This window comes from Telluria sp. AC161 (genome assembly GCF_979258535.1).
In genome coordinates this window covers 3,988,504-4,012,359 of record NZ_OZ409861.1, presented here as the reverse complement: position 1 = coordinate 4,012,359, position 23,856 = coordinate 3,988,504, and the positions used below count along the sequence as shown (strand labels likewise).

Below are 23,856 nucleotides of genomic sequence, written 5' to 3'. Positions count from 1 at the left end.
ACGGCTATGCCGTCCACGCGTTCAAACCTACCCCGGTTTGTGGCATCGTGAGTGTCGTTGAACGCGTGGACGGAGAACCCGTCCACCCTACAATAATCTATAGCCCTCGCGCCTTGCGCCACTGAATCAATTCAGCAATCGTCAGGATCGGAAAATCGCGCTCCTGCGCGAACTGCTCGATCTGCTCCCCGCGCATCATCGTGCCATCGGCGTTCATCAATTCGCACAGCACGGCCGCCGGCTGCAGACCGGCCAGCCGGGCCAGGTCGACCGAACCTTCGGTATGCCCGGCACGCGCCAGCACGCCGCCTGGTGTGGCGCGCAGCGGGAACACGTGGCCCGGGCGCACGACGTCGTCCGGCCGGGCGTCATGCGCGATGGCGGCCCGGATCGTGGTCACGCGGTCGGCGGCCGAGACGCCGGTGGTCACGCCATGGCGCGCCTCGATCGAGACCGTGAACGGTGTGCCGTAGCGGCTGCCGTTGTCCGGCGCCATCGGCGGCAGTTCAAGTGCGCGAACCTTCTCGTCAGGCAGGCACAGGCAGACGATGCCGCTGCATTCGCGGATCATCAGGGCCATGGTGTCGATGGTGATGTGTTCGGCGGCGACGATCAGGTCGGCCTCGTTCTCGCGATCGAAATCGTCGAGCAGGATGACCGGAATGCCGGCGCGCATGGCGTCCAGCGCCGCGGCGATGCGGCCTTCCAGGTCGTGACTGAAAAGGGTATGGGTAGAAACCAGCATGTGAAACGCTCCTCGCAAAGTGGGCGAAAAACGCATCAGGGCAAAGCGCAGCCGCACGCCCGTCTGCACCCCACGCAAGGCAGGGCAGGCTGGGCGCGTGAACGCGCACATCTTCTTTCATCCGGACTATACCGTCGGCTCTGGCATCGCACCAGATCTGCTGACCCTACCCGGCATGATGCCGGGCAGGCGCTCGCGGGCTCGACCATTGCTGGTCATACCGCCGGTGGGGAATCGCACCCCGCCCCGAAGACGTAATGTTGTAGATGCCTGCAGGATGCAGGCGCGGCGATTGTAGCAGCGCCGCGCAATCCCTGCAGGCGGCAGGCTTACTTGCTCAGGCCGCCACCGCTGGCGTTGTCGGCACGTTCGATCAGCTCAACCTTGTAGCCGTCCGGATCGGTAATGAAGGCGATCACCGTGGTGCCGCCCTTGACCGGACCTGGCTCGCGCGAGATGTTGCCACCGGCTGCGCGCACCTGGTCGCAGGTCGCGTAGATGTCAGCCGTGGAGATGGCGATGTGGCCGTAGGCCGTGCCCATGTCGTAGCTGTCGGTGCCCCAGTTATAGGTCAGCTCGAGTTCGGCGTGATCGGGATTGCTGCCGTAGCCCAGGAAGGCCAGGCTGTATTTGTATTCGGCGTTCTCGCTCGTGCGCAGCAGTTTCATGCCCAGCACGGTGGTGTAGAAGTCGATGGAGCGTTGCAGGTCGCCGACCCTCAACATGGTATGCAGGATGCGCATCGTGTGTGCCTTATGTGGTTCGGAAAGACCGTCATTTTATGCCTTTGACAGTTTCCTTGCCGGACAGGGCCCGATGCGCATCCAATCCCGCTATCAGCTCTCGAGCTTGGCGTCGAGCGTGATGGTCGCGTTCAGCAGCTTCGACACCGGGCAATTTTCTTTTGCCGTGGTCGCTGCCTTGTCGAAGGCTTCCTGGCTCGCGCCCGGGATCTTCGCGCGCAGTTCCAGGTGGATCGCCGTGATCGAGAAGCCGCCTTCGACTTTTTCCATCGACACGGTGGCCTTGGTGCGCAGTTCATCGGCAGTCAGGCCGGCCTGGCCGAGCTGGCCCGACAACGCCATCGTGAAGCAGCCGGCGTGCGCCGCGCCGATCAGTTCTTCTGGGTTGGTGCCTGGTGCATCTTCAAAGCGGGTGTTGAAGCCATATGGCTGGTCCTTCAGTGCGCCGCTGCCGGTCGACACCTGACCCTTGCCATCCTTGATGCCACCACTCCATACGGCGCTGCCGTCGCGTTTGATTGTCATGTCTTATTTCCTTTCGTTGGTGTTGTCAGTATCGTCGTCGTCTTTTGCCTCGGGCGCCGGTTCAGCCTCGTGGTCGCGCATGTCGCGATGGCGGTCCGGCAGCGGGGTGGCTTGGCCACTCGCGCCGGGTGCGGCGTTGACCGCCTCGGAAATGCCCGGCGTGCCGCGTGCTTCGGTGTCGATCAGGCCTTGTTCGAGGTCGCTGGCGGCCTGCTTCATGATGCCGCGCGGCTCGGTGTCCTGGCCATCCGGCGTTTCATCGCGTTCGTGCGGCTGGCGTTTGACGCCATCGTTGCCCATCGGTTCGTCCGTATTCACGGCGCGGTCTTTTGCATTGGTCGCCATTGCGATCTCCTTTGTATTTTCGTCATCCTCATCCTAACTGCCCACGCCCAAAACGGTCGCTCAATTGAACTTTGTAAATATGATGCTTTTTTGCAATTACATGGCTAAGATAGGATCACGAACGTGTTGACGAAAGATGCACCGTGACGCCTGATACCCTGCCGCAGCACGCCACCTCGGTCTGCAAGAACTGCCGCGCCGCTACCGATGGCAACTATTGCCATCAGTGCGGGCAGGCCACGCACCTGCACGTGCCGAGCGCGCGCGAGTTCCTGCACGAATTCATCGCGCACTACGTGGCGCTGGAAGGCGCGCTGTGGAAGTCGCTTGGCGGGCTGATCTTCAAGCCGGGCTTTCTCACCTGCGAATACATTGAAGGCCGGCGCACGCGCTACCTGCAGCCGCTGCGCCTGTATCTGACGTTCAGCATCATCTTTTTTGCGCTGTTCAAGTTCAGCGGGATGGAAGTGATCAATCTCGGCGAAGAGATACCGCCGTCGGCCGTCGTCATATCCGGTGACAGCAAAGCCCCCGAGCCTGCCACTGAATTCAAGCGCGCCGTGGCGCCACTCGTGACTGGCGCCGGATCGCTCAACGCCACCCTGGCCCAGAAGGTCCAGCACTTCCTCGACCTGCCGCGGCGCGATCAGGAAGTGGCGCTCAAGGGGGCATTCTTCAGCTACACGCCGTACGCGGTGTTCGCGCTGATGCCAGTGTTCGCCTTCTACCTGCGCATCCTGTACGTGCGCACGGGGCGGCGCTATGGCGAGCATTTCCTCTTCGCGCTGCACACCAATGCGTTTGCTTTCCTGATGTTCAGCGTGCTGCTGACGCTGCCATCGATGCTGGATTTCCTGGAGCTGCCGCTGTTGCTGTGGCTGCTGTTGTATCTGCCGCTGGCGATGCACAGGGTGTATGGCGGCGCACGCCTGGCCACGGGTCTGCGCTGGATCGTGCTGAGCCTGCTTCATGTGCTGAGCCTGATCCTGGCGGTGATGGTTGCCATGGGCGCGGCACTGGTGGGCTGAACTTGCGGGACCGGGGCGACGACCGGTATACTGTGCATCTGTACAGTGTTTGCCGAGCGCTGCTATGGCAGCCGCAGGAATTATCGGTTAATCTCCAGCGTGTTGTTAACCTACTACTGCCGAGATCTCCATGCCCGCTTCGCCCCAACCGCAACAGATCATCGCGCTCGTGGTGCGGCATAACACGCCAGGCGTCGAAGAGCCGGTCAGCCGCATCCGCGATTTTCTGGTCGGGGCCGGCTACCGCGTCGTGTTCGAGGCCGATACCGCCGCCAATCTCGCGCTCGACAATCTCGAATCGATGACCGTGGCCGAGCTCGGCGTCCAGGCGCAGATCGGCATCGTCGTCGGCGGCGACGGCACCATGCTCGGCATCGCGCGCCAGCTGGCCGAATACGATATCGCCCTCATCGGCATCAACCTGGGGCGCCTGGGCTTCATCACCGACATCGCGCTGGACGACATGCTGCCCCAACTGAGCAACATCCTGGAAGGCCGCGCGCGGCGCGAAGAGCGCACGCTGCTCGAGGCGCGCGTGATGCGCGATGGCGTGCTGATCTTTTCCAGCGTCGCGGTCAACGACGTGGTCGTGGCGCGCGGCACCGGCGCCGGCATGGTCGAACTCAAACTGAGCGTCGACGGTCAATTCATGTACAACCAGCGCTCGGATGGCCTGATCGTCTCCACGCCCACCGGCTCGACGGCGTACGCGCTGTCGGCCGGCGGGCCATTGCTGCATCCGAGCCTGGGCGGCACGGTGCTGGTGCCGATCGCGCCGCATGCGCTGTCGAACCGGCCGATCGTGGTGCCCGACACGAGCGAGATCGTCGTCGAACTGGTCAGCGGGCGCGACATCAGCGTCAACTTCGACATGCAAACCTTCACGAGCCTGCAACTGGGCGACCAGATCGTGATCTCGCGCTCGCCGCACACGATCACGTTCCTGCATCCACTCGACTGGAGCTATTACCACACGCTGCGCCAGAAACTGCACTGGAACGAGTACCCCACCAACGACGGCAGGCTCAAGTAAGCTACCCATCGCAGCCGCCCGCATTTGCTACAGAGTCGTCAAAGAATCGCCCTAACCGCCGGAGACCCGATTTTTCATGCTGCGCACACTTACCATCCGCGACTTCGTCATCGTCGACGCCATCGAACTGGAATTCTCGAACGGCTTCTCGGTGTTCACCGGCGAAACCGGCGCCGGCAAGTCGATCCTGATCGATGCGCTGCAGCTGGCGCTGGGCGGCCGCGGCGACGCCAGCATGGTGCGCGAAGGCGCCGCCAAAGCCGACATCACCGCTGATTTCGCACCGACCGAAGTAGCGCGTGTCTGGCTGGCCGAGCACGACTTCAGCGCCGACGAGGGCGGGGCGCTGCTGCGCCGCGTGATCGACAACGCCGGCCGCTCCAAGGGTTATATCAACGGCGTCGCCGCCACGGCGGCGCAACTGCGCGAGCTGGGCGACCTGCTGGTCGACATCCACGGCCAGCACGCGCACCAGAGCCTGCTCAAGCCCGACGCCCAGCGTGCACTGCTCGACAACCAGATCGGCGTGCGCGATCCGGCCGCGCGCATCGAGGCGCAAGAAGTGTCGCAAGCCTGGCGCACCTGGCGCGCACTGGTGCGCCAGCGCGAAGAATACGAAGCCGATGCCAAGAACGTGCTGATCGAGCGCGAGCGTCTCGAGTGGCAGGTGGCCGAGCTCGACAAGCTGGCCCCGAAGGCCGGCGAGTGGCTCGAGATCGGCAACGAGCACAGCCGCCTGTCGCACGCCGCGACGCTGCTCGAAGGCGCGCAGGAAGCGCTGGCGGCCATCTCCGAATCCGACCATCCGATCCTGTCGCAACTGTCGGCGCTCAACGCCAAGCTGGGCAAGCTGGTAGATGTTGATACGCAGTTGCAATCGGTGCTCGACTGCATGGAGCCTGCGCGCATCCAGCTGCAAGAGGCAGTGTCCGAGCTGAACACGTATATCGACAAGGTCGAGCTCGACCCGGCGCGCCTGCGCGAAGTCGACGCGCGCATGGAGGCGCTACACACGGCCGCGCGCAAGTACCGCGTCACGCCCGAAGAACTGCCGGACGAACATGCGCTGCTGGCCACCAAGCTGCGCCAATTGGCCGACGCCACCGACATCGACGGCCTGCGCAAGCAGGAAGAAAAAGCCGAGGCGGCGTACATGGATGTGGCCGGGCGCCTGTCGGTGCGGCGCGCGGCTGCGGCGCACGAGCTGGGCACGCAGGTCACGGCGGCGATGCAAGAGCTGAGCATGAGCGGCGGCAGTTTTGCTATCGGCCTGAACCGCGGCGAGCCGGGCGCGCATGGCCTGGAGCACATTGAATTTCTGGTGGCCGGTCACGCGGGCGTCGTGCCGCGCGCGCTGGCAAAGGTGGCGTCGGGCGGCGAGCTGGCGCGCATCTCGCTGGCGATTTCGGTCATCACGTCGAATGCGACGACGGTGCCGACGCTGATTTTTGACGAAGTCGACACCGGCATCGGCGGCGGCGTGGCCGAAGTCGTGGGGCGCCTGCTCAAGCGCCTGGGCCAGCAACGCCAGGTGCTGTGCGTGACGCACTTGCCGCAGGTGGCCAGCCAGGCAAACCAGCACTTCCAGGTGGCCAAGGGCACGACCGATGCCGGCCGCACGGTCTCGCGCATCGACGTGCTCGACAAGCGCGCGCGGGTCGAGGAAGTGGCGCGCATGCTGGGCGGGATCGAAATTACCGAGACCACGCGCAAGCATGCAAGAGAGTTGCTGGCGTCGTGATGGCTTGCATGGCGCGGGTGCCTGGCGTTTTTGTGGCACAGTAAGCACCCCATCAACCACCATCGAAGGAACTCGCATGAGCATCGAAAAAGTCCTGTATCGCGCACAAGCCACGTCGCAAGGCGGCCGTGAAGGCACGTCGAAAAGTTCGGACGGCGTCCTGGACCTGACCCTGTCCACGCCGAAGGAGCTGGGCGGCGGTGGCGGCGCGGGCACCAATCCCGAGCAGCTGTTTGCAGCCGGCTATTCGGCCTGCTTCCTGGGCGCGCTGAAATTTGTCGCGGGCCAGGCCAAGGTCACGCTGCCGGCCGATCTGACCATCACCGGCGACGTCGGCATCGGCCAGATCCCGACGGGCTTTGGCATCGAAGTCGACCTGAGCATCAAGGGCCCGGGCATGGACCAGGCGCAGCTGCAAGAGCTGGTGGACAAGGCCCACATCGTGTGCCCGTACTCGAACGCCACCCGCAACAACATCGACGTGCGCCTGCACGTGAGCACCTGATTCTGATTCGAACCTCGCGTTAGCCTTGCCGGTTCGTGGCTCGAACACCACGGACCGGCAACCCAAAGCGCGCTGACCCGCTGTTGGGGCCTGCGGGCAGGACATGCCAGACTTATAATGGCCAGATCCTGTCTTCACTACGCCTCCATGTCATTTCGCCCTGAACCGCCTTATACCCACGGTACGATCCCGCGCAGCGCGGTCTTGCTGGTCAACCTCGGCACGCCTGACGAGCCCACGCGCGGCAAGGTGCGCAGCTACCTGAAGCAGTTCCTGTCCGACCCGCGCGTGGTCGAGGTGCCGCGCCTGGTCTGGTGGTGCATCCTGCACTTGATCATCCTGCCGTTCCGCTCGGGCCAGTCGGCTGCGAAATACCGCACGATCTGGACCCGCGACGGTTCGCCCCTGCGCGTGAACACGGCCCTGCAAGCCACGCGCCTGCAAGCGATGCTGACCGAGCGCGGCCACGAAGACGTGAGCGTGGCGATGGCAATGCGCTACGGCTCGCCATCGATGCCCGAGGTGCTCGATCGCCTGAAAGAGGAGGGCGTCGACCGCATCGTCGTGCTGCCCGCCTACCCCCAATATTCGGGCACCACCACCGCCTCGATCTGGGATGCCGTGTTCCAGCATTACGCGAAGGTGCGCAACATTCCCGAGCTGCGCCTGGTGAAGCATTACCACGACCACGAAGGCTATATCAATGCGCTGCGCGACAACGTGCTGGCGCACTGGGACAACCATGGCCGTGGCCAGAAGCTGGTGATGAGCTTCCATGGCGTGCCCAAGCGCACCCTGCTGCTGGGCGACCAGTACCACTGCGAGTGCTATAAAACCGCGCGCCTGCTGGCCACCGCGCTCGACCTGTCGCAGGACGAGTACATGGTCACGTTCCAGTCGCGCTTCGGCAAGGCCGAGTGGCTGCAGCCGTACACCGCGCCCACCGTCGCGCAACTGGCGCGCGATGGCCTCGAGCGCATCGACATGATCTGTCCGGGCTTTACCAGCGACTGCCTGGAAACGCTGGAAGAGATCTCGATGGAAGTGCGCCACGATTTTGAAGCGGCCGGCGGCAAGGAGTTTCATTACATCCCGTGCCTGAACGCGTCGCCTGCCTGGATTCGCGGCCTGGCCGAAATCGCCGAGCAGCACCTGATCGGCTGGCCGACCATCCTCACGCCGGCGCAGCGCGAAGCGCGCCGCATCGATGCCGAACGTGGCGCCGCGCGCGCCAAGAGCCTCGGCGCTCCCAACTAGTCCATACCGACTTGCCTGTTGACAACCTGCTAAAATAGCGGGTTGTTGGCGCTGCAGGGCCGCATTTGCCTGAATTTCAGATGGCTTTCCTGCAATTCCCCTTGTAATTGTAGGAGATCGCCCCATCTGGTGCGCTGTGTATCAATCAGGATACGTTTTTAAATCAGCCAAGTCCTTGATTCCAGGAGTTTTTCCGATGCAAGACCAAGAAAACAAAGAGATGAGCAACGAGCAGGATGTACAGGCGCCTGGCGCCGACATCAACGATGGTGCTACCGCTGGCGCCGCGCAGGCAGGGACGCCGGGCCTCGAAGAACAACTGAGCGCCACCGAAGCCAAGCTGGCCGAGATGCACGACGCCTTCATGCGCGCCAAGGCCGACGCGGAGAACATCCGCCGCCGCGCCCAGGAAGACGTCAGCAAGGCCCACAAATTTGCGATCGAAAGCTTCGCCGAGGCCATGGTGCCGGTGCGCGACAGCCTGGAGATGGCACTGAAGGTCGAAGCGCCGACGGTCGAGTCGATCAAGGAAGGCGTCGAGATGACGCTCAAGCAGCTCACCAGCGCGTTCGAAAAGAACCGCCTGGTCGAGGTGCTGCCGCAAGTGGGCGACAAGCTGGATCCGAACAAGCACCAGGCCGTTGCCGTGGTGCCGGCGGAGCAGGAAGCCAATACCGTGGTCACCGTGCTGCAAAAGGGTTACATGATCGCCGACCGCCTGTTGCGGCCAGCCATCGTGACGGCAGCAGCACCAAAATAAGAATGGCCGCGTGCCGCGTAATGCTCTTGAAAGCACGCCGTTTTTCCCAATATTGAATCCATCAGAAACTCAGCATATAAAAAGGAATACATCATGGGCAGAATTATCGGTATCGACCTTGGCACCACGAACTCGTGCGTGGCCATCATGGAAAACGGTCAGCCAAAAGTCATCGAGAACGCTGAAGGTGCGCGTACCACGCCATCGATCATCGCTTACCAGGAAGACGGCGAGATCCTCGTCGGCGCGCCGGCCAAGCGCCAGGCCGTGACCAACCCGAAGAACACGCTGTTTGCAGTCAAGCGTCTCATCGGCCGCAAGTTCGATGAAAAAGAAGTACAAAAAGACATCTCGCTGATGCCATATGCCATCGTCAAGGCCGACAACGGCGACGCATGGGTTGGTGTGCGCGACAAGAAACTGGCTGCCCAGCAGATCTCGGCTGAAGTGCTGCGCAAGATGAAGAAGACCGCCGAGGACTACCTGGGCGAAGAAGTCACCGAAGCGGTCATCACCGTGCCGGCGTACTTCAACGACTCGCAGCGCCAGGCAACCAAGGATGCCGGCCGTATCGCGGGCCTGGACGTCAAGCGCATCATCAACGAGCCGACCGCTGCCGCACTGGCATTCGGCCTGGACAAGACCGACAAGGGCGACCGCAAGATCGCCGTGTATGACCTGGGCGGCGGCACGTTCGACGTTTCGATCATCGAAATCGCTGACGTCGATGGCGAAAAGCAGTTCGAAGTGCTGTCGACCAACGGCGACACCTTCCTGGGCGGCGAAGACTTCGACCAGCGCATCATCGATTACATCATCGACGAGTTCAAGAAGATCAACGGCCTCGACCTGTCGAAAGACGCGATCGCCCTGCAGCGCATCAAGGCTTCGGCCGAGCGCGCAAAGATCGAACTGTCGTCGTCGCAGCAGACTGAAATCAACGAGCCGTACATCGCCATGGCGAACGGCGCGCCGGTCCACCTGAACCTGAAGATGACCCGTGCGAAGCTCGAGTCGCTGGTGGAAGAGCTGATCATCAAGACGATCGAGCCATGCCGCATGGCCATCAAGGATGCCGGCGTCAAGGTTTCGGACATCGACGACATCATCCTGGTCGGCGGTATGACCCGTATGCCGAAGGTGCAGGAGAAAGTTAAAGAATTCTTCGGCAAGGAAGCACGCAAGGACGTCAACCCGGATGAAGCCGTCGCTGTCGGCGCTGCGATCCAGGGTTCGGTCCTGTCGGGCGAGCGCAAGGATCTGCTGCTGCTGGACGTGACGCCACTGTCGCTGGGTATCGAAACCCTGGGCGGCGTGATGACCAAGATGATCCACAAGAACACCACGATCCCGACCAAGTTCTCGCAGGTGTTCTCGACTGCCGACGACAACCAGCCGGCCGTGACCATCAAGGTGTTCCAGGGCGAGCGTGAAATCGCGGCCGGTAACAAGGGCCTGGGCGAGTTCAATCTGGAAGGCATCCCGCCAGCATCGCGTGGCACGCCACAGATCGAAGTGACCTTCGACATCGACGCCAACGGCATTCTGCACGTCGGCGCGAAAGACAAGGCCACCGGCAAAGAGAACAAGATCACCGTCAAGGCGAACTCGGGTCTGACGGAAGAAGATATCCAGAAGATGGTCAAGGACGCCGAGCTGAACGCCGAAGAAGACAAGAAGGTCAAGGAAATGGCGGAAGCGCGCAATCAGGGCGACGCTCTGGTGCACTCGACCCGCAAATCGCTGACCGAATACGGCGACAAGCTGGAAGCCGGTGAGAAAGAGCAGATCGAAGCGGCAATCACCGACCTCGAAGGCGCGATCAAGAGCGGCGACAAGGCGGACATCGATGCCAAGACGGCAGCCCTGTCGAGCGCGTCGCAGAAGCTGGGCGAGAAGATGTACGCCGACATGCAGGCGCAGCAGGCTGGTGGTGCTGGCGCGGCCGGTGGCCCGGGCGCCGGTGCAGCCGGTGGCGAGCAGTCGGGCAAGCAGGACGACGACGTTGTCGACGCCGACTTCAAGGAAGTCAAAGACGCGAAGTAAGCGTCTCCGGCGCGAAGGCTTGATGCCTTCGCGTACAGGCCGAGCCGACACCTTCCAGGTACTCGGCTCGGTTTTTTTGGTTTAAAGAATTCAGTTTTCAGATAACTTTAGGTGCCGACCATGGCGAAGCGTGATTTTTACGAGATCCTTGGGGTCGCGAAGGGTGCGTCGGAAGACGAGATCAAGAAGTCTTATCGCAAGCTTGCGATGAAGTACCACCCTGACCGCAACCCGGATAACAAGGAAGCGGAAGAGAAGTTCAAGGAGGTCAAAGAGGCCTACGAGATGCTGACCAACCCGGAGAAGCGCGAAGCGTATGACCGTTACGGTCATGCGGGCGTCGATCCGAACAGCGGCATGGGCGGCATGGGCGGCGGCGCCGGTGGTTTCGGCGATGCGTTCGGCGACATCTTCGGCGACATCTTTGGCGGTGGCCGTGGCGGGCGCAGTGCCGGCCCGCAGGTGTACCGCGGCGCCGACCTGCGCTACAACCTCGAGATCACACTGGAACAGGCCGCTCACGGCTTCGACACGACGATCCGCGTGCCGAGCTGGGACAAGTGCGACACCTGCCACGGCAGCGGCGCCAAGCCGGGCACGCAGCCTGTGACTTGCACCACCTGCGCCGGTCATGGCCAGGTGCGCATGCAGCAGGGCTTCTTCAGCGTCCAGCAGACCTGCCCGAAATGCCATGGCAGCGGCAAGATCATTCCCGAGCCGTGCGCGGCCTGCGGCGGCGCCGGACGCATCAAGCGCAACAAGACGCTGGAAGTGAAGATCCCGGCCGGTATCGACAACGGCATGCGCATCCGCTCGTCGGGCAATGGCGAACCGGGTACGAATGGCGGGCCGGCGGGCGACCTGTATGTGGAGATCCACATCAAGCCGCACACCGTGTTCCAGCGCGAAGGCGACGACCTGCACTGCGAAATGCCGATCTCGTTCTCGAAAGCGGCCCTGGGCGGCGAAATCGAAGTGCCGACCCTGACCGGCAAGGTGTCGTTCACGGTGCCTGAAGGCACCCAGACCGGCAAGACCTTCCGCCTCAAGGGCAAGGGCATCAAGAACGTGCGTTCGGGCTACACGGGCGATCTGTTCTGCCACGTGATCGTCGAGACGCCGGTCAAGCTGACCGACAAGCAGAAGGACATGCTGCGCGAGTTCGAGCGCCTGACGATCGAAGGCGGCGCCAAGCACAGCCCGCAGAGCAAGGGCTGGATGGACAAGGTCAAGGACTTCTTCGAGTAAGTTCCAATTACCGCTGAACGGCGCCAAGCCTTCAGCGGTTTTTTTTGTCCACGCGGTTGGCATCTTGCCAACGCTTGGCGCGTTAGGCTAGTCGCTGTCGTATTGACGACGGTGTCCGCCAACACGGTTATACTCCCCCTGTTTCGAGACCTACCCGCCTTTGAAGCCTGCTCCAGAACAGGCCTGGCAACGCCCCTTTTGGGACGGTAATAAACATAAGGAACCAATATGGACAAATACAAGACCAAGGGATTGACCGCGGCAGAGCTGTTCGAACGCAACCGCACGTGGGCCGCCACGATGGTGGCCGAGGACCCGAACTTCTTCAAGGCGCTGTCGGAACAGCAGGCGCCGGAATACCTGTGGATCGGCTGCTCGGACAGCCGCGTTCCCGCCAACGAATTGCTGGGCATGGCGCCGGGCGAACTGTTCGTTCATCGCAATATCGCCAACGTCGTCGTGCATTCGGATTTGAACTGTCTGAGTGTGCTGCAGTTCGCCATTGACGTGCTGAAGGTCAAGCACATCATCATCTGCGGCCACTACGGCTGCTCGGGCGTGCACGCGGCGCTGACCGATGCGCGCGTGGGCCTGGCCGACAACTGGCTCGGCCACGTGCGCGATGTACGCGACAAGCACGGCAAGTACCTGGGCCATGTGAGCGGCCGCGCCGCCACCAACCGCCTGGTCGAGCTGAACGTGGCCGAGCAGGTCATGAACACGGCCCACACCACCATCGTGCGCGATGCGTGGGAACGTGGCCAGCCGCTGACCATCCACAGCTGGGTGTACGGCGTGCACGACGGCCTGCTGCGAGACCTGGGCATCACCGTGAGCAGCTTCGAAGAGATCGAACCAAAGCTGCGCCGGGTTCTCGATGGCTACGTCGATGGTGGTGTCGTGCGTGAAGAGCGGCGTGGACAGTGATCTGATGCGACTGCGCGCGCTGGTGCGCGCGTTCGTCGACGAGCGTGACTGGGATCAGTTTCACACGCCGAAGAACCTGGCGGCGGCCTTGACGGTCGAGGCGGCCGAGCTGCTGGAACATTTCCAGTGGCTGCAGACCGGGCGTGCCGATGAACTCGGCGCCGCTAAACTGGTCGAAGTGCGGCACGAGATGGCCGATGTGCTGGTCTATCTCGTACGGCTGGCCGACAAGCTCGACGTCGACCTGGTCGCGGCGGTCGAAGAAAAGATGGTGCTCAACCGGGCGAAGTATCCGGCCGAGCTGGTGCGCGGCGATGCACGCAAGTACTACGAGTACAAAGAGTACAAAAAATCGTGATCGCCGGCGCCGCTTACATGCCGCCCATGCAGATGTACTTCACGACCAGGTAATCGTCCATCCCGTAGGTCGAGCCTTCACGGCCCAGGCCTGATTGCTTGACCCCGCCGAACGGCGCGACCTCGGTCGAGATGATGCCGGTATTGACCCCCACCATCCCGCTCTCGATCGCCTCGGCCACGCGCCAGACGCGGCCGATGTCGCGCGCATAGAAGTACGATGCCAGCCCGAATTCGGTGTCGTTGGCCATGGCAATCACTTCGTCTTCCGTCTTGAAGCGGAACAGCGGCGCCAGCGGGCCGAAGGTTTCTTCGCGCGCCACCAGCATCTCGGACGTCACGTCGGTCAGCACGGTCGGCTCGAAGAAGCTGTGGCCCAGTGCGTGGCGTTTGCCGCCCAACAGCAGCTTGGCGCCCTTGGCCTGCGCATCCTCGATGTGCTGTTCGATCTTGCGCACGGCCTTTTCTTCGATCAGCGGGCCTTGCGTGACGCCTTCTTCGCGGCCATCACCCACCTTCAGTTTGCCCACTGCCACGGCGAGCTTGCGCGCGAATTCGTCGTACACGCCATCCTGCACGTACAGGCGGTTGGCGCACACGCAGGTCTGCCCGGCATTGCGGAATTTCGAGGCGATCGCGCCTTCGACAGCGGCGCCCAGATCGGCATCGTCGAACACGATGAACGGCGCGTTGCCGCCCAGTTCGAGGGAAATCTTCTTGACCGTCGGTGCGCACTGTTCCATCAGCAGACGCCCCACGGCGGTCGAGCCGGTAAAGCTCAGCTTGCGCACGAGCGGGTTGCCCGTCATCTCGCCACCGATGGCTTTCGAGTCGCCAATCACGACGCTGAACACGCCTTTCGGCACACCGGCGCGCTCGGCCAGTACGGCCAGCGCCAGCGCTGACAGCGGCGTGAGTTCGGCCGGTTTGAGCACGATCGGGCAACCGGCGGCCAGCGCCGGCGCGACCTTGCGGGTGATCATCGCGGCCGGGAAGTTCCACGGCGTGATCGCGGCGCACACGCCGATCGGCTCCTTGGTCACGACGATGCGTTTGTCCGGCCATGGCGAAGCGAGCGTTTCGCCGGCCACGCGCTTGGCTTCTTCGCCAAACCACTCGAAGTACGAGGCGGCGTAGGCCACTTCGCCTTTGGCTTCAGCCAGCGGTTTGCCTTGTTCCAGCGTCATCAACAGCGCCAGGTCGTCGGCATTTTCCAGCATCAAGTCGTTCCACTTGCGCAGGATGGCGGCGCGTTCTTTTGCGGGCAGTTTGCGCCACGCCGGCCAGGCGGCGTTGGCGGCATCGATGGCGCGCTTGGTTTCAGCAGCGCCCATGTGCGGCACGCTGGCCACGGTTTCGCCGTTGGCGGGGTTGATCACGGCAATGGTCTGGCCGTCGTCGGCGTCGCACCAGGCGCCGCCAACAAAGGCTTGCTGGCGCAGCAGGGAAGGGTCTTTCAAATTCGGCATAGTGTCCTCGTCAATTCATGTCGAGCATCGGCTGCAGAGCGCGGATGCAAGCCGTCATGGTAGACCCATTTGCAAACGAACGTGCCGCCGTGCCCGATTCCTGCATACTGAGATTCTCGAAATTGTAATGACTTTTGGAAACGTGTGGGCTGCCTCAGCCGAATGAAGTTAAGCTTTTGACATGAAATTTCCCCCGCGCCCGACCCGTTGACTGCCTTGTGGTCGCGCGCCTCAAAGAGAAGGACAACACCATGCGCCCTATCGTAATCGTCCCCGCATGCACGCGTGATTTCGGCGAACATCCGTATCACGCCGCCCAGCACAAGTATGTCGACGCCGTCACCCTGGGCGCCGATTGCGCCTCGCTGATCCTGCCATCGTCCGGCGAATCGCTGGACCTGGAAACCATCTTCGGCACCATTGACGGCATCATGCTGACCGGCTCGGCATCCAATGTGCATCCCAGCTACTACTCGGAAGAAGTGCTGGATCCAACGCTGCCACAAGACCCGGCACGCGACCAGACCACCTTGCCCCTGATCCGTGAAGCGGTGCGCCGCGGCGTCCCGATCATCGCCATCTGCCGCGGTTTCCAGGAGATGAACGTGGCCCTGGGCGGCAGCCTGCACCAGGCAGTGCAGACGGTCGTGGGCAAGTTCGACCACCGTGAAAAAGCCGAGCTCGGCATGGACGAGCAATACGGCGACGCGCACAACGTCACGGTCACGCCCGGCGGCATGCTGGAAGCCATTCTCGGCGCGGCCGAGATTCCCGTGAACTCGCTGCACGGGCAGGGCGTCAATGAACTGGCGCCGGGCCTGTCGGTCGAAGCGGTGGCCGAAGACGGCCTGGTGGAAGCATTCACCGTGTCGACCTCGCCCGGCTTTACGCTGGCCGTCCAGTGGCACCCCGAGTGGCGCATCCAGCACAACCCGTACTCGATGAAGATGTTCCGCGCCTTTGGCGACGCCTGCCGCGCTTACCGCGAGCAACGCCTGGACGGCGGCTCGCTGTTGAAATGACCCGGCGCGCCCGGCATGAAGCGGGCGCGCAATCGATTACCGATATGAGGCAATGATGGCAATACGTGAAAATTTCAGTTATACCGATATGGACGAGTGGCTCGATGCAAAGCGGGTCACCGAAATCGAATGCCTGGTGCCCGATCTGACCGGCGTTGCGCGTGGCAAGATCCTGCCGCGCGTGAAGTTCACCGACGACCGTGGCATGCGCCTGCCTGAAGTCGTGCTGGGCATGACCGTGACCGGCAACACGCCGGAACGCGACGACGCCTACGAGCGCGCCATCTCGAGCATCGACCGCGACATGATCCTCAAGGCCGACCCGACTACGATTACGATGGTGCCGTGGGCCGTCGACCCGACCGCGCAAGTGATCCATGACTGCTATTACGCCGATGGCCGCCTGGTCGACTTCGCGCCGCGCAGCGTGCTGCGCCGCGTGCTCAAGCTCTACGAGCAGCGCGGCTGGAAGCCACTGGTGGCGCCGGAACTGGAGTTCTACCTGACAGCCAAGAACATCGATCCCGACCTGCCGCTGGTGCCGCCGATTGGCCGCAGCGGCCGCGCCGAGACGAGCCGCCAGGTCTACAGCATCGATGCGGTCAACGAGTTCGATCCGCTGTTCGAGGACATCTACGACTACTGCGAGCTGATGAACCTGGACGTCGACACGCTGATCCACGAGATCGGCGCCGGCCAGATGGAAATCAACTTCCAGCATGGCGAGCCGCTGGGCCTGGCCGACAAGGTGTTCTACTTCAAGCGCACGCTGCGCGAAGCAGCGCTCAAGCACGACATGTACGCGACCTTCATGGCCAAGCCGATGGCCAACGAGCCGGGTTCGGCGATGCACGTGCACCAGAGCGTGATCGATGGCGAAACGGGCAAGAACATCTTCAGCACCGAAGACGGCGCACCGTCCGAGCTGTTCCACCACTATATCGGCGGCCTGCAGCGCTACATGCCGTCGGCAATGGCGATCGTTGCGCCGTACGTGAACTCGTACCGCCGCATCGTGCGCCACACGGCTGCGCCGATCAATCTGCAGTGGGGGATCGATAACCGCACCGTGGGTATCCGGGTGCCGGTGTCGGGTTCGCAGGACCGGCGCGTGGAGAACCGCGTGATCGGCGCCGACGCCAACCCGTACCTGGCGCTGGCGATCACGCTGGCCTGCGGCTACCTGGGGATGGTCGAAGCGATCGAGCCATCAGCGATGGTCGAAGGCAGCGCCTACGACATGCCGGTGGACCTGCCGCAAGGGCTGTCCGAAGCGATCACCGTACTGCGCCGCGAAGACCGCCTGCGCGACGTGTTGGGCGAGCGCTTCATCGACGTTTATACGGCGGTGAAAGACCTGGAGCACCAGGAGTTCATGCGGGTGATCAGCCCGTGGGAACGCGAGCATTTGCTGCTGCACGTTTGATTGGACGTTCGTTGAACGCGTGGACGAGGAACCCGTCCACCCTACCACTTGGGCTGATTATCGACGTAGGGTGGACGGCTCCGCCGTCCACGCGTTCAACCAAGGCTTACGCCGCCACTTCGCGGCGATTGACCAGCACCTGCGGCGCCAGCGACCCGACGACCATGCCGACAAACGCCATGATCAACCCGGCCAGCTGCCCCGGGAAGTGCACGCCCCAGCCGGTGATCTGCTCGAAGAACAGTATCCACGTCAGCAAGCCGCCCGCGATCGACAGGATCGCACCCTGGGTCGTCGCGCGCTTCCAGTACAGCCCCATCACCAGCGGCACGAACGCCCCCACCAGCGGCACCTGATACGCGCTCGAGACCAGCTCGTAGATCGACGTGCCTTCCATCGCGATCGCATACAGTAGCACCAGCGTCGCAAAGATCACGATCGTGATGCGCATCGCCAGCAGCTGCTGGCGGTCGGTCATGCCGGGTCGGATGTTCTTGAGGATGTTCTCGACAAAACTCGTCGACGGCGCCAGCAGCGTGGCCGACGACGTGCTCTTGATTGCCGAGAGCAGGGCGCCGAAGAACAGGATCTGCATCACCAGCGGCATCTTGGTCATCACGAAGGTCGGCAGCAGGCGCTGGTAGTCGTTCTGCGCGATCTCGAGCGCCTGGCTGCCCATCACCACCACGGCAGCGGCCACGATGAACATCGGCACGAAAGCGAACAGGATGTAGCTGACGCCGCCGATCACGGCGCCGGTGCGCGCGGTTGGCGCGTCCTTGGCCGACATCACGCGCTGGAACACGTCCTGCTGGGGGATCGAGCCGAACATCATCGTCACGGCCGCAGCGATGAAGAACATGATGTCGGTAAAGCTTGGCTCGGGCCAGACGCGCCACAGGTCGGCGTTCTGCGCCATCGCCATCACGTTGCCGGCGCCCCCGGCCAGGTCGGCCGCGAACCAGGCAATCACGCTCATGCCCACGACCAGCACGATCATCTGAATGAAGTCCGTGATCGCCACGGCCAGGAAGCCCCCCACCACCACCACATAGATCAGCACCGTCAGCGTGCCGACGATCATGCCGGCGGCCGGCGACATCGCCCCGGCCGTCAAGACACTAAACACCAGGCCCAGCGCGGTGATCTGCGCCGCGACCCAGCCGAGATAACTCATGATGATGGCGACCGAGCAGAAGATCTCGATGCCCTTGCCGTAGCGCTGGCGGTAGTAGTCGCCGATCGTGAGCAGGTTGAGTTTATACAGCTTGGTGGCGAAGAACAGGCCCACCAGCACCAGGCACATGCCGGCCCCGAACGGGTCTTCGATCACGGCGTTCAGGCCGCCCTGCACGAACTTGGCCGGGATCCCCATCACCGTCTCGGCGCCGAACCAGGTCGCAAACGTGGTGGTGATCACCATGACCAGCGGCAGGCTGCGTCCGGCGACGGCGAAGTCGCTGGTGTTCTTGATCCGCGTGCCCGCCCACATGCCGAGAGTCAGCGTGCCGAGCAGATAGAGCACGACGAAGGTGATCAAAGTGAGGTTCATGCAGTAGGTGCTCCGAGGCCAGGAAATTTATGAGCGGAAAATTCCGCGATTATAAATCCGAAACCTGGCCGGCGGCCTAAATTGCCATCTCGCGCAACAGTCGGGAAGCCTCGCGGTTGGCGCCGATGCAGGTCCCGTCGCGCATGAAGATCTGCAGTTGCGACTGGTCGTCGGCGCGCATCGATTCGACGAAGTCCAGGTTCACCAGCGCCGAGCGGTGCACGCGGATGAAACGCCGTGGATCGAGCTGCGCTTCGAGTTCCGACATCCCGATGCGCACCAGGAAATGCTGGCCGCGCGCGGTGATCACCGTGTACTTCGAATCGGCCTTCATGTATTCAATCTCGTGCGCCGCGAGCGGAAAGATGCGGCCACGGTCGCGCACGAGGATGCGATCGAGCGGCGCCGGCCCCGCGCTGGCACGCACCAGCGCACCTTCGACGGCGGCGCGTTCGGACCGCGCGCCATCGAGCAGACGCGCCACGCTGTCGGCAAAGCGCGCCCGCGTGAACGGCTTGAGCAGGTAGTCGACGGCGTGCAGTTCGAACGCAGCCACCGCATAGTGATCATACGCGGTCGTGAAGACGATCTGCGGCAGGTAGTCGAGCTGGCGCAGCACCTCGAGGCCCGTCATCTCGGGCATCTGGATGTCCATGAACACGACGTCGGGCCGCAGCGCCCCGATGCGCGCCAGTGCGCTCGCGCCGTCAGCCGCTTCGCCCACCAGCCGCAGGCCCGGATGGGCGTAGATGGCGTCGCGCAGCACGTCGCGCGCGAGCGGTTCGTCTTCGGCGAAAAATACGGTCTTCATGGTCATGGCGTCGTGGGCACGGTGACGCAGGCGGCGAAGCCGGCGCCGGGTTGGGAGTCGATGCGCAGCGCGGCGCGGCCGGCGTAGTCGAGGTCCAGGCGCCGGCCGATGGTGCGGATGCCCAGGCCGGGCGAGGCCTCGATCGTGGCCGCTGCGGCGCCGGGGCCGTCGTCGCGCACGGTCACGCGCAGCAGGCCGGTAGCGGGCTCGCGTCGGCTCTCGATGCGCAGGACGCCATGGCGGGTGAATGGATTGAAGGCGTGCTTGATGCTGTTCTCGACCAGCGGTTGCAGGCTCAGGGCCGGCACCAGGCAATCGCCCAGGTCGGGGTCGAGATCCCATTCGACCCGCAGGCGCTCGCCCAGGCGCAGGCTTTCCAGCTCCAAATAGTCGCGCACGAAATCGAGTTCGGCGTCCAGCGTGACGCGGTCGATGCCGGCGCGCTCGGTGTCGAGCACGTAGCGCAGCATGTTCGAAAACTGGAACAGCGCCGTCTCGGCCGCCTCTGGATTGCGGCCGGTAAGGGCGATGATCGAGTGCAGGGTATTGAACAGGAAGTGCGGATTGAGCTTGCTGCGCAGCGCGCCCAGTTCGCTCGCCACCAGCAGCGTCTGCGCCTGCTGCGTGGCGAGGGCCTGGCGCTGGGTCGCGGCGTTGGCGCGCACCAGGTGAAAGACACCCGCCACCACGGCGTAGCTCATCATGTTGTACAGGAAGGGCCACAGGTGCCAGGACAGCGGATGGGGCGGCGGGTTCTGCGTTACCACCAGCACCGTGTGCGCGTAGGTGGCAAAGGCCACTGCCGCCACGACGTGGATCACGAAGCGCTGCACGCCGGCGACGGCGCGCCGTTCGAAGCGGGCACTGAGCGGCCAGAGCAGGGCCAGCATCGCGGCCGATGGCGCAATGCTCACAAAGGCTCGCCAGAACAGGGATGGGTCGAGCCGGCCCGCCAGCAGGGTGTCGGCCTGCATCACCAGTGCAATCACCAGCATGTAGCTCAGCCAGGCGGCGATGTACAGGCGCCACATTGGCGAGAGGACGTAAGACTTGGTCGTAGTCATTTGTCGAGTATCGCGCAGAAAAACCGCGCTGCGGCGGGTCTTGCGCCGAAATGCGGGAATCCGGTGCGAACTGCAGGATTGCGTCATCGAGACACCGATCCCGGTTTTGCGTTTTTATGCATGTTATTGCACGAAAATGCATGTTTGTGTACAGTGACGTGTCTAGAACAAGGAGAACGCCATGCAATTAGCCGAAGAACGGCGTGATGCCATCGTCGATGCCGTCGAACGCGAGGGCAGGGTACTGGCGGCAGAACTGGCCACCCGCCTGGCCACCTCGGAAGACACGATCCGGCGCGACCTGCGCGAACTCGATGCAGCCGGGCTGCTGCGCCGCGTGCATGGCGGTGCGATCCGGCGTCAGCCGGAGCCCAGCTTCAGCGAGCGTGCAACCACCGACCTGCCGCGCAAGACCGCACTGGCGCATGGTCTGCGCGCCTGCATCCGGCCCGGCGACACCGTCCTGATCGACGCCGGTTCGACGCACCTGGCGCTGGCGCGCCTGCTCGACGACGGCTGCGCCGCGACGATCGTCACCAACAGCCCGCAGATCGCGCTGGCACTGGGCGCGTTCCAGCGTACCCGCATCGTGCTGCTGGGCGGCACTTACCATCCGGCGCTCGGCGCGACGGTCGGCGCAGCCACGCTGGCCGAGGTGGCCCGCCTGCGGCTCGATCTGGCGCTCGTCGGCGTGTGCGGCCTCGATCCCGCGCGTGGCGTGAGTGCCTCCGACCCCGAAGAAACAGCGCTCAAACGCGCGATGTTCGCCGCCAGCACGCGCCACGCGGTCGCGGCGCTCAACGAACGCTTCGACGACAGCGCGGCGTTCCTGTTCGGCGCGCTGTCAGAGATCGACCATCTGGTGCTGGAGTACGACGCACCAGCCGCCAGCATTGCCCTGCTGCGCCAGCATCATCCGGCGCTCGACATCACCATCACCACAAAGGCTGCCGCATGAATCACACATCTACCGTTACCCCACGCAGCATCGACGCGGCGCGCTGGGCCATCTCCACCGTGTTTCTTCTCAACGGCGCCGGCATTGGCTTGTGGGCCGCGCATGTGCCGACCGTGCAGGCGCGCATGGGGATCGATACCGGCATGCTGAGCATGGTGCTGCTGACCGTCGCTGCCGGTGCGTTGCTGGCGATGCCGCTGATGGGCGGCCTGACCGGGCGCTGGGGCACGCGCCGCATGGTGCTGCTGTCGGGCTTTGCGTTTGCAACGATGACGCCGCTGATCATGGGCGCGCCGAGTCTGCCGCTGCTGTTCATCGCCGCGTTCCTGTTCGGCGTCAGCAATGGCGCGCTGGACGTGGCGATGAACGCCAACGCGAGCGAAGTCGAAACCGCGCGTGGCTTGCCGACGATGTCGTCGTTCCATGGCTTCTTCAGCCTCGGTGGCCTGTTTGGCGCCGGCATCGGCGGGTTGCTGGTCGGGCAGGGCCTGGGCCATGGCCAGGGCGCGCTGATGGTCGGCGTGGTCACGGCGGTCGTGCTGGCGCTGTCTGCGCCGCGCGTGATGGGCTTTGCGGCCACGCACGGCGCCGGCAGCCACTTCTCGCTGCCGCGCGGCGCGGCGCTCGGCCTGGGCCTGCTGGCGCTGTTGTGCTTTGCGGTCGAAGGTGCGCTGGTCGACTGGAGCGCCTTGCTGATGCAAGAGCGCACCGGCGCCACGCCGGCGTCGGCGGCGCTGGGCTTCTCGGCGTTTTCGATTGCGATGGCGGCGTGCCGCTTCGCCGGCGACCGGCTGATCGTGCGCTTCGGCGCGCTGCGCATCATGGTGGTTGGCGGCCTGGCGATGTTCGCCGGGCTGGCGCTGGCAGTGGCCAGCACACACTTCGTGCTGTCAGCGGTCGGTTTCGCGCTGGTGGGACTGGGCGCGGCGAACGTGGTGCCGCTGCTGTTCGGGGCCGCCGCGCGCATCCCCGGCATGAGCGCCGGGAACGGCGTGGCAGCGGTGGCCACGCTCGGCTACGGTGGCTTGCTGCTCGCGCCACCGGTGCTGGGCTGGGTCGCCATGCACTCGAGCATCATGGTGGCGCTGGGCGGGCTGTCGTTGTCGGGCCTCGTGATCGCCCTGAGCGCCCGTGTGATCCGGCGCTAGGGCGTCATCACGATCAGAAGCAGTGTTCGGCAGCCGGGAAGCTGCCATCCTTCACGGCCGTCACATAGCTCGTAACGGCTGCGTCGATGCTGGTCTGGCCGTCCATGAAGTTCTTCACGAAGCGCGCCTTGCGGCCCGGGAATACGCCCAGCAGGTCGTGCATCACCAACACCTGGCCCGAGCAATCGGGACCGGCGCCGATGCCGATCGTCGGCACCGACAGCAGCTCGGTAACTTCCTTGCCCAGCGCTGCGGGCACCGCTTCGATCAGGATCAGCGCCGCGCCAGCCGCCTGCAGCGCCAGCGCATCGTTCTTGAGGCTGTCGGCGCCAGCGTCGGTCTTGCCCTGCACGCGGAAACCACCCAGCTGGTGCACGAACTGCGGCGTGAGGCCAATGTGCGCGCACACCGGAATGCCCCGTTCGACCAGCAGGCGCACGGTGTCGGCCAGCCAGGCGCCGCCTTCGATCTTGATCATCTGCGCGCCAGCGCGCATCAGCTGCACGGCGCTGTCATAGGCCTGCTGCGGGTTGCCGTAAGCGCCGAACGGCATATCGGCCAGCACCAGTGCGTGCTTGTTGCCGCGCGCGACCGAGGCCGTGTGATAGACCATGTCGGCCACCGTCACCGGCAGCGTCGAATCGTGACCGGCGCAGACCATGCCCAGCGAATCGCCGATCAGCAGGATCTCGACGCCGCAGCGGTCCATCAGCGACGCGAAGCTGGCGTCGTAGCAGGTCAGCATCGCGATCTTGTTGCCGGCTGCGCGCATGGCCAGCAGCGATGGCACGGTGACGGCTTTCGGGGTTGCCGGTACGGGGGCCGCGGGCGCGGGCACAGCGGCAGGCACGGGTGCACCTGCGCCAGCCGTCATCTCGTTACCCTGCAAATAACCACTCATGAAGAAATCCTTTAAAACAATGCGTCCTGGCCGCGTAGTGTAATGCGGCCCCTGCGAAGCTGCAGGATCTCGAACGAAAAATGAAGCCTGTGGCGCTCGGTTCGTGCAAGCGCGCATTCTACTGCAGCCTGCCTTTCCTGACACGGCTACCCCAGGAGCCTGGTCGGCCCCATGTCATTAAGCCGTCAAAATACTTCAATATTCTTTGAATCGTTGTACCGTTGGGATATCATTCTCATGTCTTG

General features: G+C 63.8%; 23 protein-coding genes and 1 riboswitch. Of the genes, 14 read left to right on the top strand and 9 right to left on the bottom strand.

Annotated features, from left to right (window positions below):
• Positions 1 to 97: 97 nt before the first annotated feature.
• The 4 genes from ribB to ACZ0AJ_RS17865 form a co-directional block, all read right to left on the bottom strand.
• A complete protein-coding gene (gene ribB / locus ACZ0AJ_RS17880) occupies positions 98 to 745 on the bottom strand; it encodes a 3,4-dihydroxy-2-butanone-4-phosphate synthase (RefSeq protein ID WP_499455821.1) in 648 nt (215 codons plus the stop codon).
• Between the two features lie 105 nt (positions 746 to 850).
• A riboswitch (FMN riboswitch) is annotated at positions 851 to 1,003 on the bottom strand.
• 71 nt (positions 1,004 to 1,074) lie between these two features.
• Complete coding sequence (gloA, locus tag ACZ0AJ_RS17875; RefSeq protein WP_258835858.1) at positions 1,075 to 1,488, bottom strand: lactoylglutathione lyase; 414 nt, start codon at positions 1,486 to 1,488, stop codon at positions 1,075 to 1,077.
• A gap of 93 nt (positions 1,489 to 1,581) precedes the next feature.
• Positions 1,582 to 2,013, bottom strand: coding sequence for an OsmC family protein (locus ACZ0AJ_RS17870; RefSeq protein ID WP_183556076.1), 432 nt, complete (start codon positions 2,011 to 2,013; stop codon positions 1,582 to 1,584).
• 3 nt (positions 2,014 to 2,016) lie between these two features.
• Positions 2,017 to 2,358, bottom strand: a complete 342-nt coding sequence (locus ACZ0AJ_RS17865) for a hypothetical protein (RefSeq protein WP_499455820.1) — start codon at positions 2,356 to 2,358, stop codon at positions 2,017 to 2,019.
• Positions 2,359 to 2,501: 143 nt separating this feature from the next.
• Here ACZ0AJ_RS17865 and ACZ0AJ_RS17860 point away from each other — a divergent pair, with 143 nt between their 5' ends.
• From ACZ0AJ_RS17860 to ACZ0AJ_RS17815, 10 genes are all read left to right on the top strand, one after another.
• Entirely contained in the window at positions 2,502 to 3,386 is an 885-nt protein-coding gene (locus tag ACZ0AJ_RS17860) for a DUF3667 domain-containing protein (RefSeq protein ID WP_499455819.1), read from the top strand.
• 130 nt (positions 3,387 to 3,516) lie between these two features.
• Positions 3,517 to 4,419 carry an NAD kinase gene (locus ACZ0AJ_RS17855; protein WP_499455818.1) on the top strand — a complete coding sequence of 301 codons (903 nt, stop codon included), beginning with the start codon at positions 3,517 to 3,519 and terminating at the stop codon, positions 4,417 to 4,419.
• Positions 4,420 to 4,495: 76 nt separating this feature from the next.
• A complete protein-coding gene (recN, locus tag ACZ0AJ_RS17850) occupies positions 4,496 to 6,160 on the top strand; it encodes a DNA repair protein RecN (RefSeq protein ID WP_499455817.1) in 1,665 nt (554 codons plus the stop codon).
• Positions 6,161 to 6,236: 76 nt separating this feature from the next.
• On the top strand, positions 6,237 to 6,665 hold the full coding sequence (locus ACZ0AJ_RS17845; RefSeq protein WP_343026298.1) for an organic hydroperoxide resistance protein: 429 nt from the start codon (positions 6,237 to 6,239) through the stop codon (positions 6,663 to 6,665).
• Between the two features lie 147 nt (positions 6,666 to 6,812).
• The gene (hemH, locus tag ACZ0AJ_RS17840; protein ID WP_499455816.1) at positions 6,813 to 7,922 is read left to right on the top strand and encodes a ferrochelatase; all 1,110 of its coding nucleotides are present in this window, start codon (positions 6,813 to 6,815) and stop codon (positions 7,920 to 7,922) included.
• A gap of 196 nt (positions 7,923 to 8,118) precedes the next feature.
• A complete protein-coding gene (grpE, locus tag ACZ0AJ_RS17835) occupies positions 8,119 to 8,682 on the top strand; it encodes a nucleotide exchange factor GrpE (protein WP_183556083.1) in 564 nt (187 codons plus the stop codon).
• Between the two features lie 93 nt (positions 8,683 to 8,775).
• Positions 8,776 to 10,728, top strand: coding sequence for a molecular chaperone DnaK (gene dnaK / locus ACZ0AJ_RS17830; RefSeq protein WP_499455815.1), 1,953 nt, complete (start codon positions 8,776 to 8,778; stop codon positions 10,726 to 10,728).
• Positions 10,729 to 10,848: 120 nt separating this feature from the next.
• Complete coding sequence (gene dnaJ / locus ACZ0AJ_RS17825) at positions 10,849 to 11,976, top strand: molecular chaperone DnaJ (protein ID WP_332533169.1); 1,128 nt, start codon at positions 10,849 to 10,851, stop codon at positions 11,974 to 11,976.
• A gap of 228 nt (positions 11,977 to 12,204) precedes the next feature.
• Complete coding sequence (gene can, locus ACZ0AJ_RS17820) at positions 12,205 to 12,903, top strand: carbonate dehydratase (protein ID WP_482896414.1); 699 nt, start codon at positions 12,205 to 12,207, stop codon at positions 12,901 to 12,903.
• Positions 12,866 to 13,261, top strand: a complete 396-nt coding sequence (locus tag ACZ0AJ_RS17815) for a nucleotide pyrophosphohydrolase (protein ID WP_499456811.1) — start codon at positions 12,866 to 12,868, stop codon at positions 13,259 to 13,261. The genes can and ACZ0AJ_RS17815 overlap by 38 nt, the downstream gene beginning before the upstream one ends.
• A 13-nt stretch (positions 13,262 to 13,274) precedes the next feature.
• On the opposite strand, the gene gabD is transcribed toward ACZ0AJ_RS17815, so the two are convergent.
• Positions 13,275 to 14,729: an NADP-dependent succinate-semialdehyde dehydrogenase gene (gene gabD, locus ACZ0AJ_RS17810; RefSeq protein WP_499455814.1), complete on the bottom strand. Its 1,455-nt coding sequence runs from the start codon at positions 14,727 to 14,729 to the stop codon at positions 13,275 to 13,277.
• 251 nt (positions 14,730 to 14,980) lie between these two features.
• Between gabD and ACZ0AJ_RS17805 the strand changes: the two genes are divergently transcribed.
• A complete protein-coding gene (locus tag ACZ0AJ_RS17805; RefSeq protein WP_499455813.1) occupies positions 14,981 to 15,751 on the top strand; it encodes a gamma-glutamyl-gamma-aminobutyrate hydrolase family protein in 771 nt (256 codons plus the stop codon).
• Positions 15,752 to 15,806: 55 nt separating this feature from the next.
• Complete coding sequence (locus tag ACZ0AJ_RS17800; protein ID WP_183556091.1) at positions 15,807 to 17,177, top strand: glutamine synthetase family protein; 1,371 nt, start codon at positions 15,807 to 15,809, stop codon at positions 17,175 to 17,177.
• Between the two features lie 106 nt (positions 17,178 to 17,283).
• Here ACZ0AJ_RS17800 and ACZ0AJ_RS17795 read toward each other — a convergent pair whose 3' ends face one another.
• The 3 genes from ACZ0AJ_RS17795 to ACZ0AJ_RS17785 form a co-directional block, all read right to left on the bottom strand.
• Positions 17,284 to 18,729, bottom strand: a complete 1,446-nt coding sequence (locus ACZ0AJ_RS17795) for a high affinity choline transporter 1 (protein WP_499455812.1) — start codon at positions 18,727 to 18,729, stop codon at positions 17,284 to 17,286.
• Between the two features lie 76 nt (positions 18,730 to 18,805).
• Entirely contained in the window at positions 18,806 to 19,540 is a 735-nt protein-coding gene (locus tag ACZ0AJ_RS17790; RefSeq protein WP_499455811.1) for a LytR/AlgR family response regulator transcription factor, read from the bottom strand.
• Between the two features lie 2 nt (positions 19,541 to 19,542).
• Entirely contained in the window at positions 19,543 to 20,604 is a 1,062-nt protein-coding gene (locus ACZ0AJ_RS17785) for a sensor histidine kinase (RefSeq protein WP_499455810.1), read from the bottom strand.
• A gap of 181 nt (positions 20,605 to 20,785) precedes the next feature.
• On the opposite strand from ACZ0AJ_RS17785, the gene ACZ0AJ_RS17780 reads away from it, so the two are divergent.
• Both ACZ0AJ_RS17780 and ACZ0AJ_RS17775 read left to right on the top strand, forming a co-directional pair.
• Positions 20,786 to 21,562: a DeoR/GlpR family DNA-binding transcription regulator gene (locus tag ACZ0AJ_RS17780; RefSeq protein ID WP_499455809.1), complete on the top strand. Its 777-nt coding sequence runs from the start codon at positions 20,786 to 20,788 to the stop codon at positions 21,560 to 21,562.
• On the top strand, positions 21,559 to 22,710 hold the full coding sequence (locus ACZ0AJ_RS17775; RefSeq protein WP_499455808.1) for an MFS transporter: 1,152 nt from the start codon (positions 21,559 to 21,561) through the stop codon (positions 22,708 to 22,710). Before ACZ0AJ_RS17780 ends, ACZ0AJ_RS17775 begins: the two co-directional genes overlap by 4 nt.
• A gap of 13 nt (positions 22,711 to 22,723) precedes the next feature.
• Here the strand turns inward: ACZ0AJ_RS17775 and panB are convergent, their stop codons facing one another.
• A complete protein-coding gene (gene panB / locus ACZ0AJ_RS17770) occupies positions 22,724 to 23,611 on the bottom strand; it encodes a 3-methyl-2-oxobutanoate hydroxymethyltransferase (protein WP_499455807.1) in 888 nt (295 codons plus the stop codon).
• Positions 23,612 to 23,856: the final 245 nt, after the last annotated feature.

Coding starts and splice junctions, on each gene's coding strand:
- ribB (WP_499455821.1), bottom strand. CDS start 745: ATGCTGGTTTCTACCCATACCCTTTTCAGTCACGACCTGGAAGGCCGC.
- gloA (WP_258835858.1), bottom strand. CDS start 1,488: ATGCGCATCCTGCATACCATGTTGAGGGTCGGCGACCTGCAACGCTCC.
- ACZ0AJ_RS17870 (WP_183556076.1), bottom strand. CDS start 2,013: ATGACAATCAAACGCGACGGCAGCGCCGTATGGAGTGGTGGCATCAAG.
- ACZ0AJ_RS17865 (WP_499455820.1), bottom strand. CDS start 2,358: ATGGCGACCAATGCAAAAGACCGCGCCGTGAATACGGACGAACCGATG.
- ACZ0AJ_RS17855 (WP_499455818.1), top strand. CDS start 3,517: ATGCCCGCTTCGCCCCAACCGCAACAGATCATCGCGCTCGTGGTGCGG.
- recN (WP_499455817.1), top strand. CDS start 4,496: ATGCTGCGCACACTTACCATCCGCGACTTCGTCATCGTCGACGCCATC.
- ACZ0AJ_RS17845 (WP_343026298.1), top strand. CDS start 6,237: ATGAGCATCGAAAAAGTCCTGTATCGCGCACAAGCCACGTCGCAAGGC.
- hemH (WP_499455816.1), top strand. CDS start 6,813: ATGTCATTTCGCCCTGAACCGCCTTATACCCACGGTACGATCCCGCGC.
- grpE (WP_183556083.1), top strand. CDS start 8,119: ATGCAAGACCAAGAAAACAAAGAGATGAGCAACGAGCAGGATGTACAG.
- dnaK (WP_499455815.1), top strand. CDS start 8,776: ATGGGCAGAATTATCGGTATCGACCTTGGCACCACGAACTCGTGCGTG.
- dnaJ (WP_332533169.1), top strand. CDS start 10,849: ATGGCGAAGCGTGATTTTTACGAGATCCTTGGGGTCGCGAAGGGTGCG.
- can (WP_482896414.1), top strand. CDS start 12,205: ATGGACAAATACAAGACCAAGGGATTGACCGCGGCAGAGCTGTTCGAA.
- ACZ0AJ_RS17815 (WP_499456811.1), top strand. CDS start 12,866: ATGGTGGTGTCGTGCGTGAAGAGCGGCGTGGACAGTGATCTGATGCGA.
- gabD (WP_499455814.1), bottom strand. CDS start 14,729: ATGCCGAATTTGAAAGACCCTTCCCTGCTGCGCCAGCAAGCCTTTGTT.
- ACZ0AJ_RS17805 (WP_499455813.1), top strand. CDS start 14,981: ATGCGCCCTATCGTAATCGTCCCCGCATGCACGCGTGATTTCGGCGAA.
- ACZ0AJ_RS17800 (WP_183556091.1), top strand. CDS start 15,807: ATGGCAATACGTGAAAATTTCAGTTATACCGATATGGACGAGTGGCTC.
- ACZ0AJ_RS17795 (WP_499455812.1), bottom strand. CDS start 18,729: ATGAACCTCACTTTGATCACCTTCGTCGTGCTCTATCTGCTCGGCACG.
- ACZ0AJ_RS17790 (WP_499455811.1), bottom strand. CDS start 19,540: ATGAAGACCGTATTTTTCGCCGAAGACGAACCGCTCGCGCGCGACGTG.
- ACZ0AJ_RS17785 (WP_499455810.1), bottom strand. CDS start 20,604: ATGACTACGACCAAGTCTTACGTCCTCTCGCCAATGTGGCGCCTGTAC.
- ACZ0AJ_RS17780 (WP_499455809.1), top strand. CDS start 20,786: ATGCAATTAGCCGAAGAACGGCGTGATGCCATCGTCGATGCCGTCGAA.
- ACZ0AJ_RS17775 (WP_499455808.1), top strand. CDS start 21,559: ATGAATCACACATCTACCGTTACCCCACGCAGCATCGACGCGGCGCGC.
- panB (WP_499455807.1), bottom strand. CDS start 23,611: ATGAGTGGTTATTTGCAGGGTAACGAGATGACGGCTGGCGCAGGTGCA.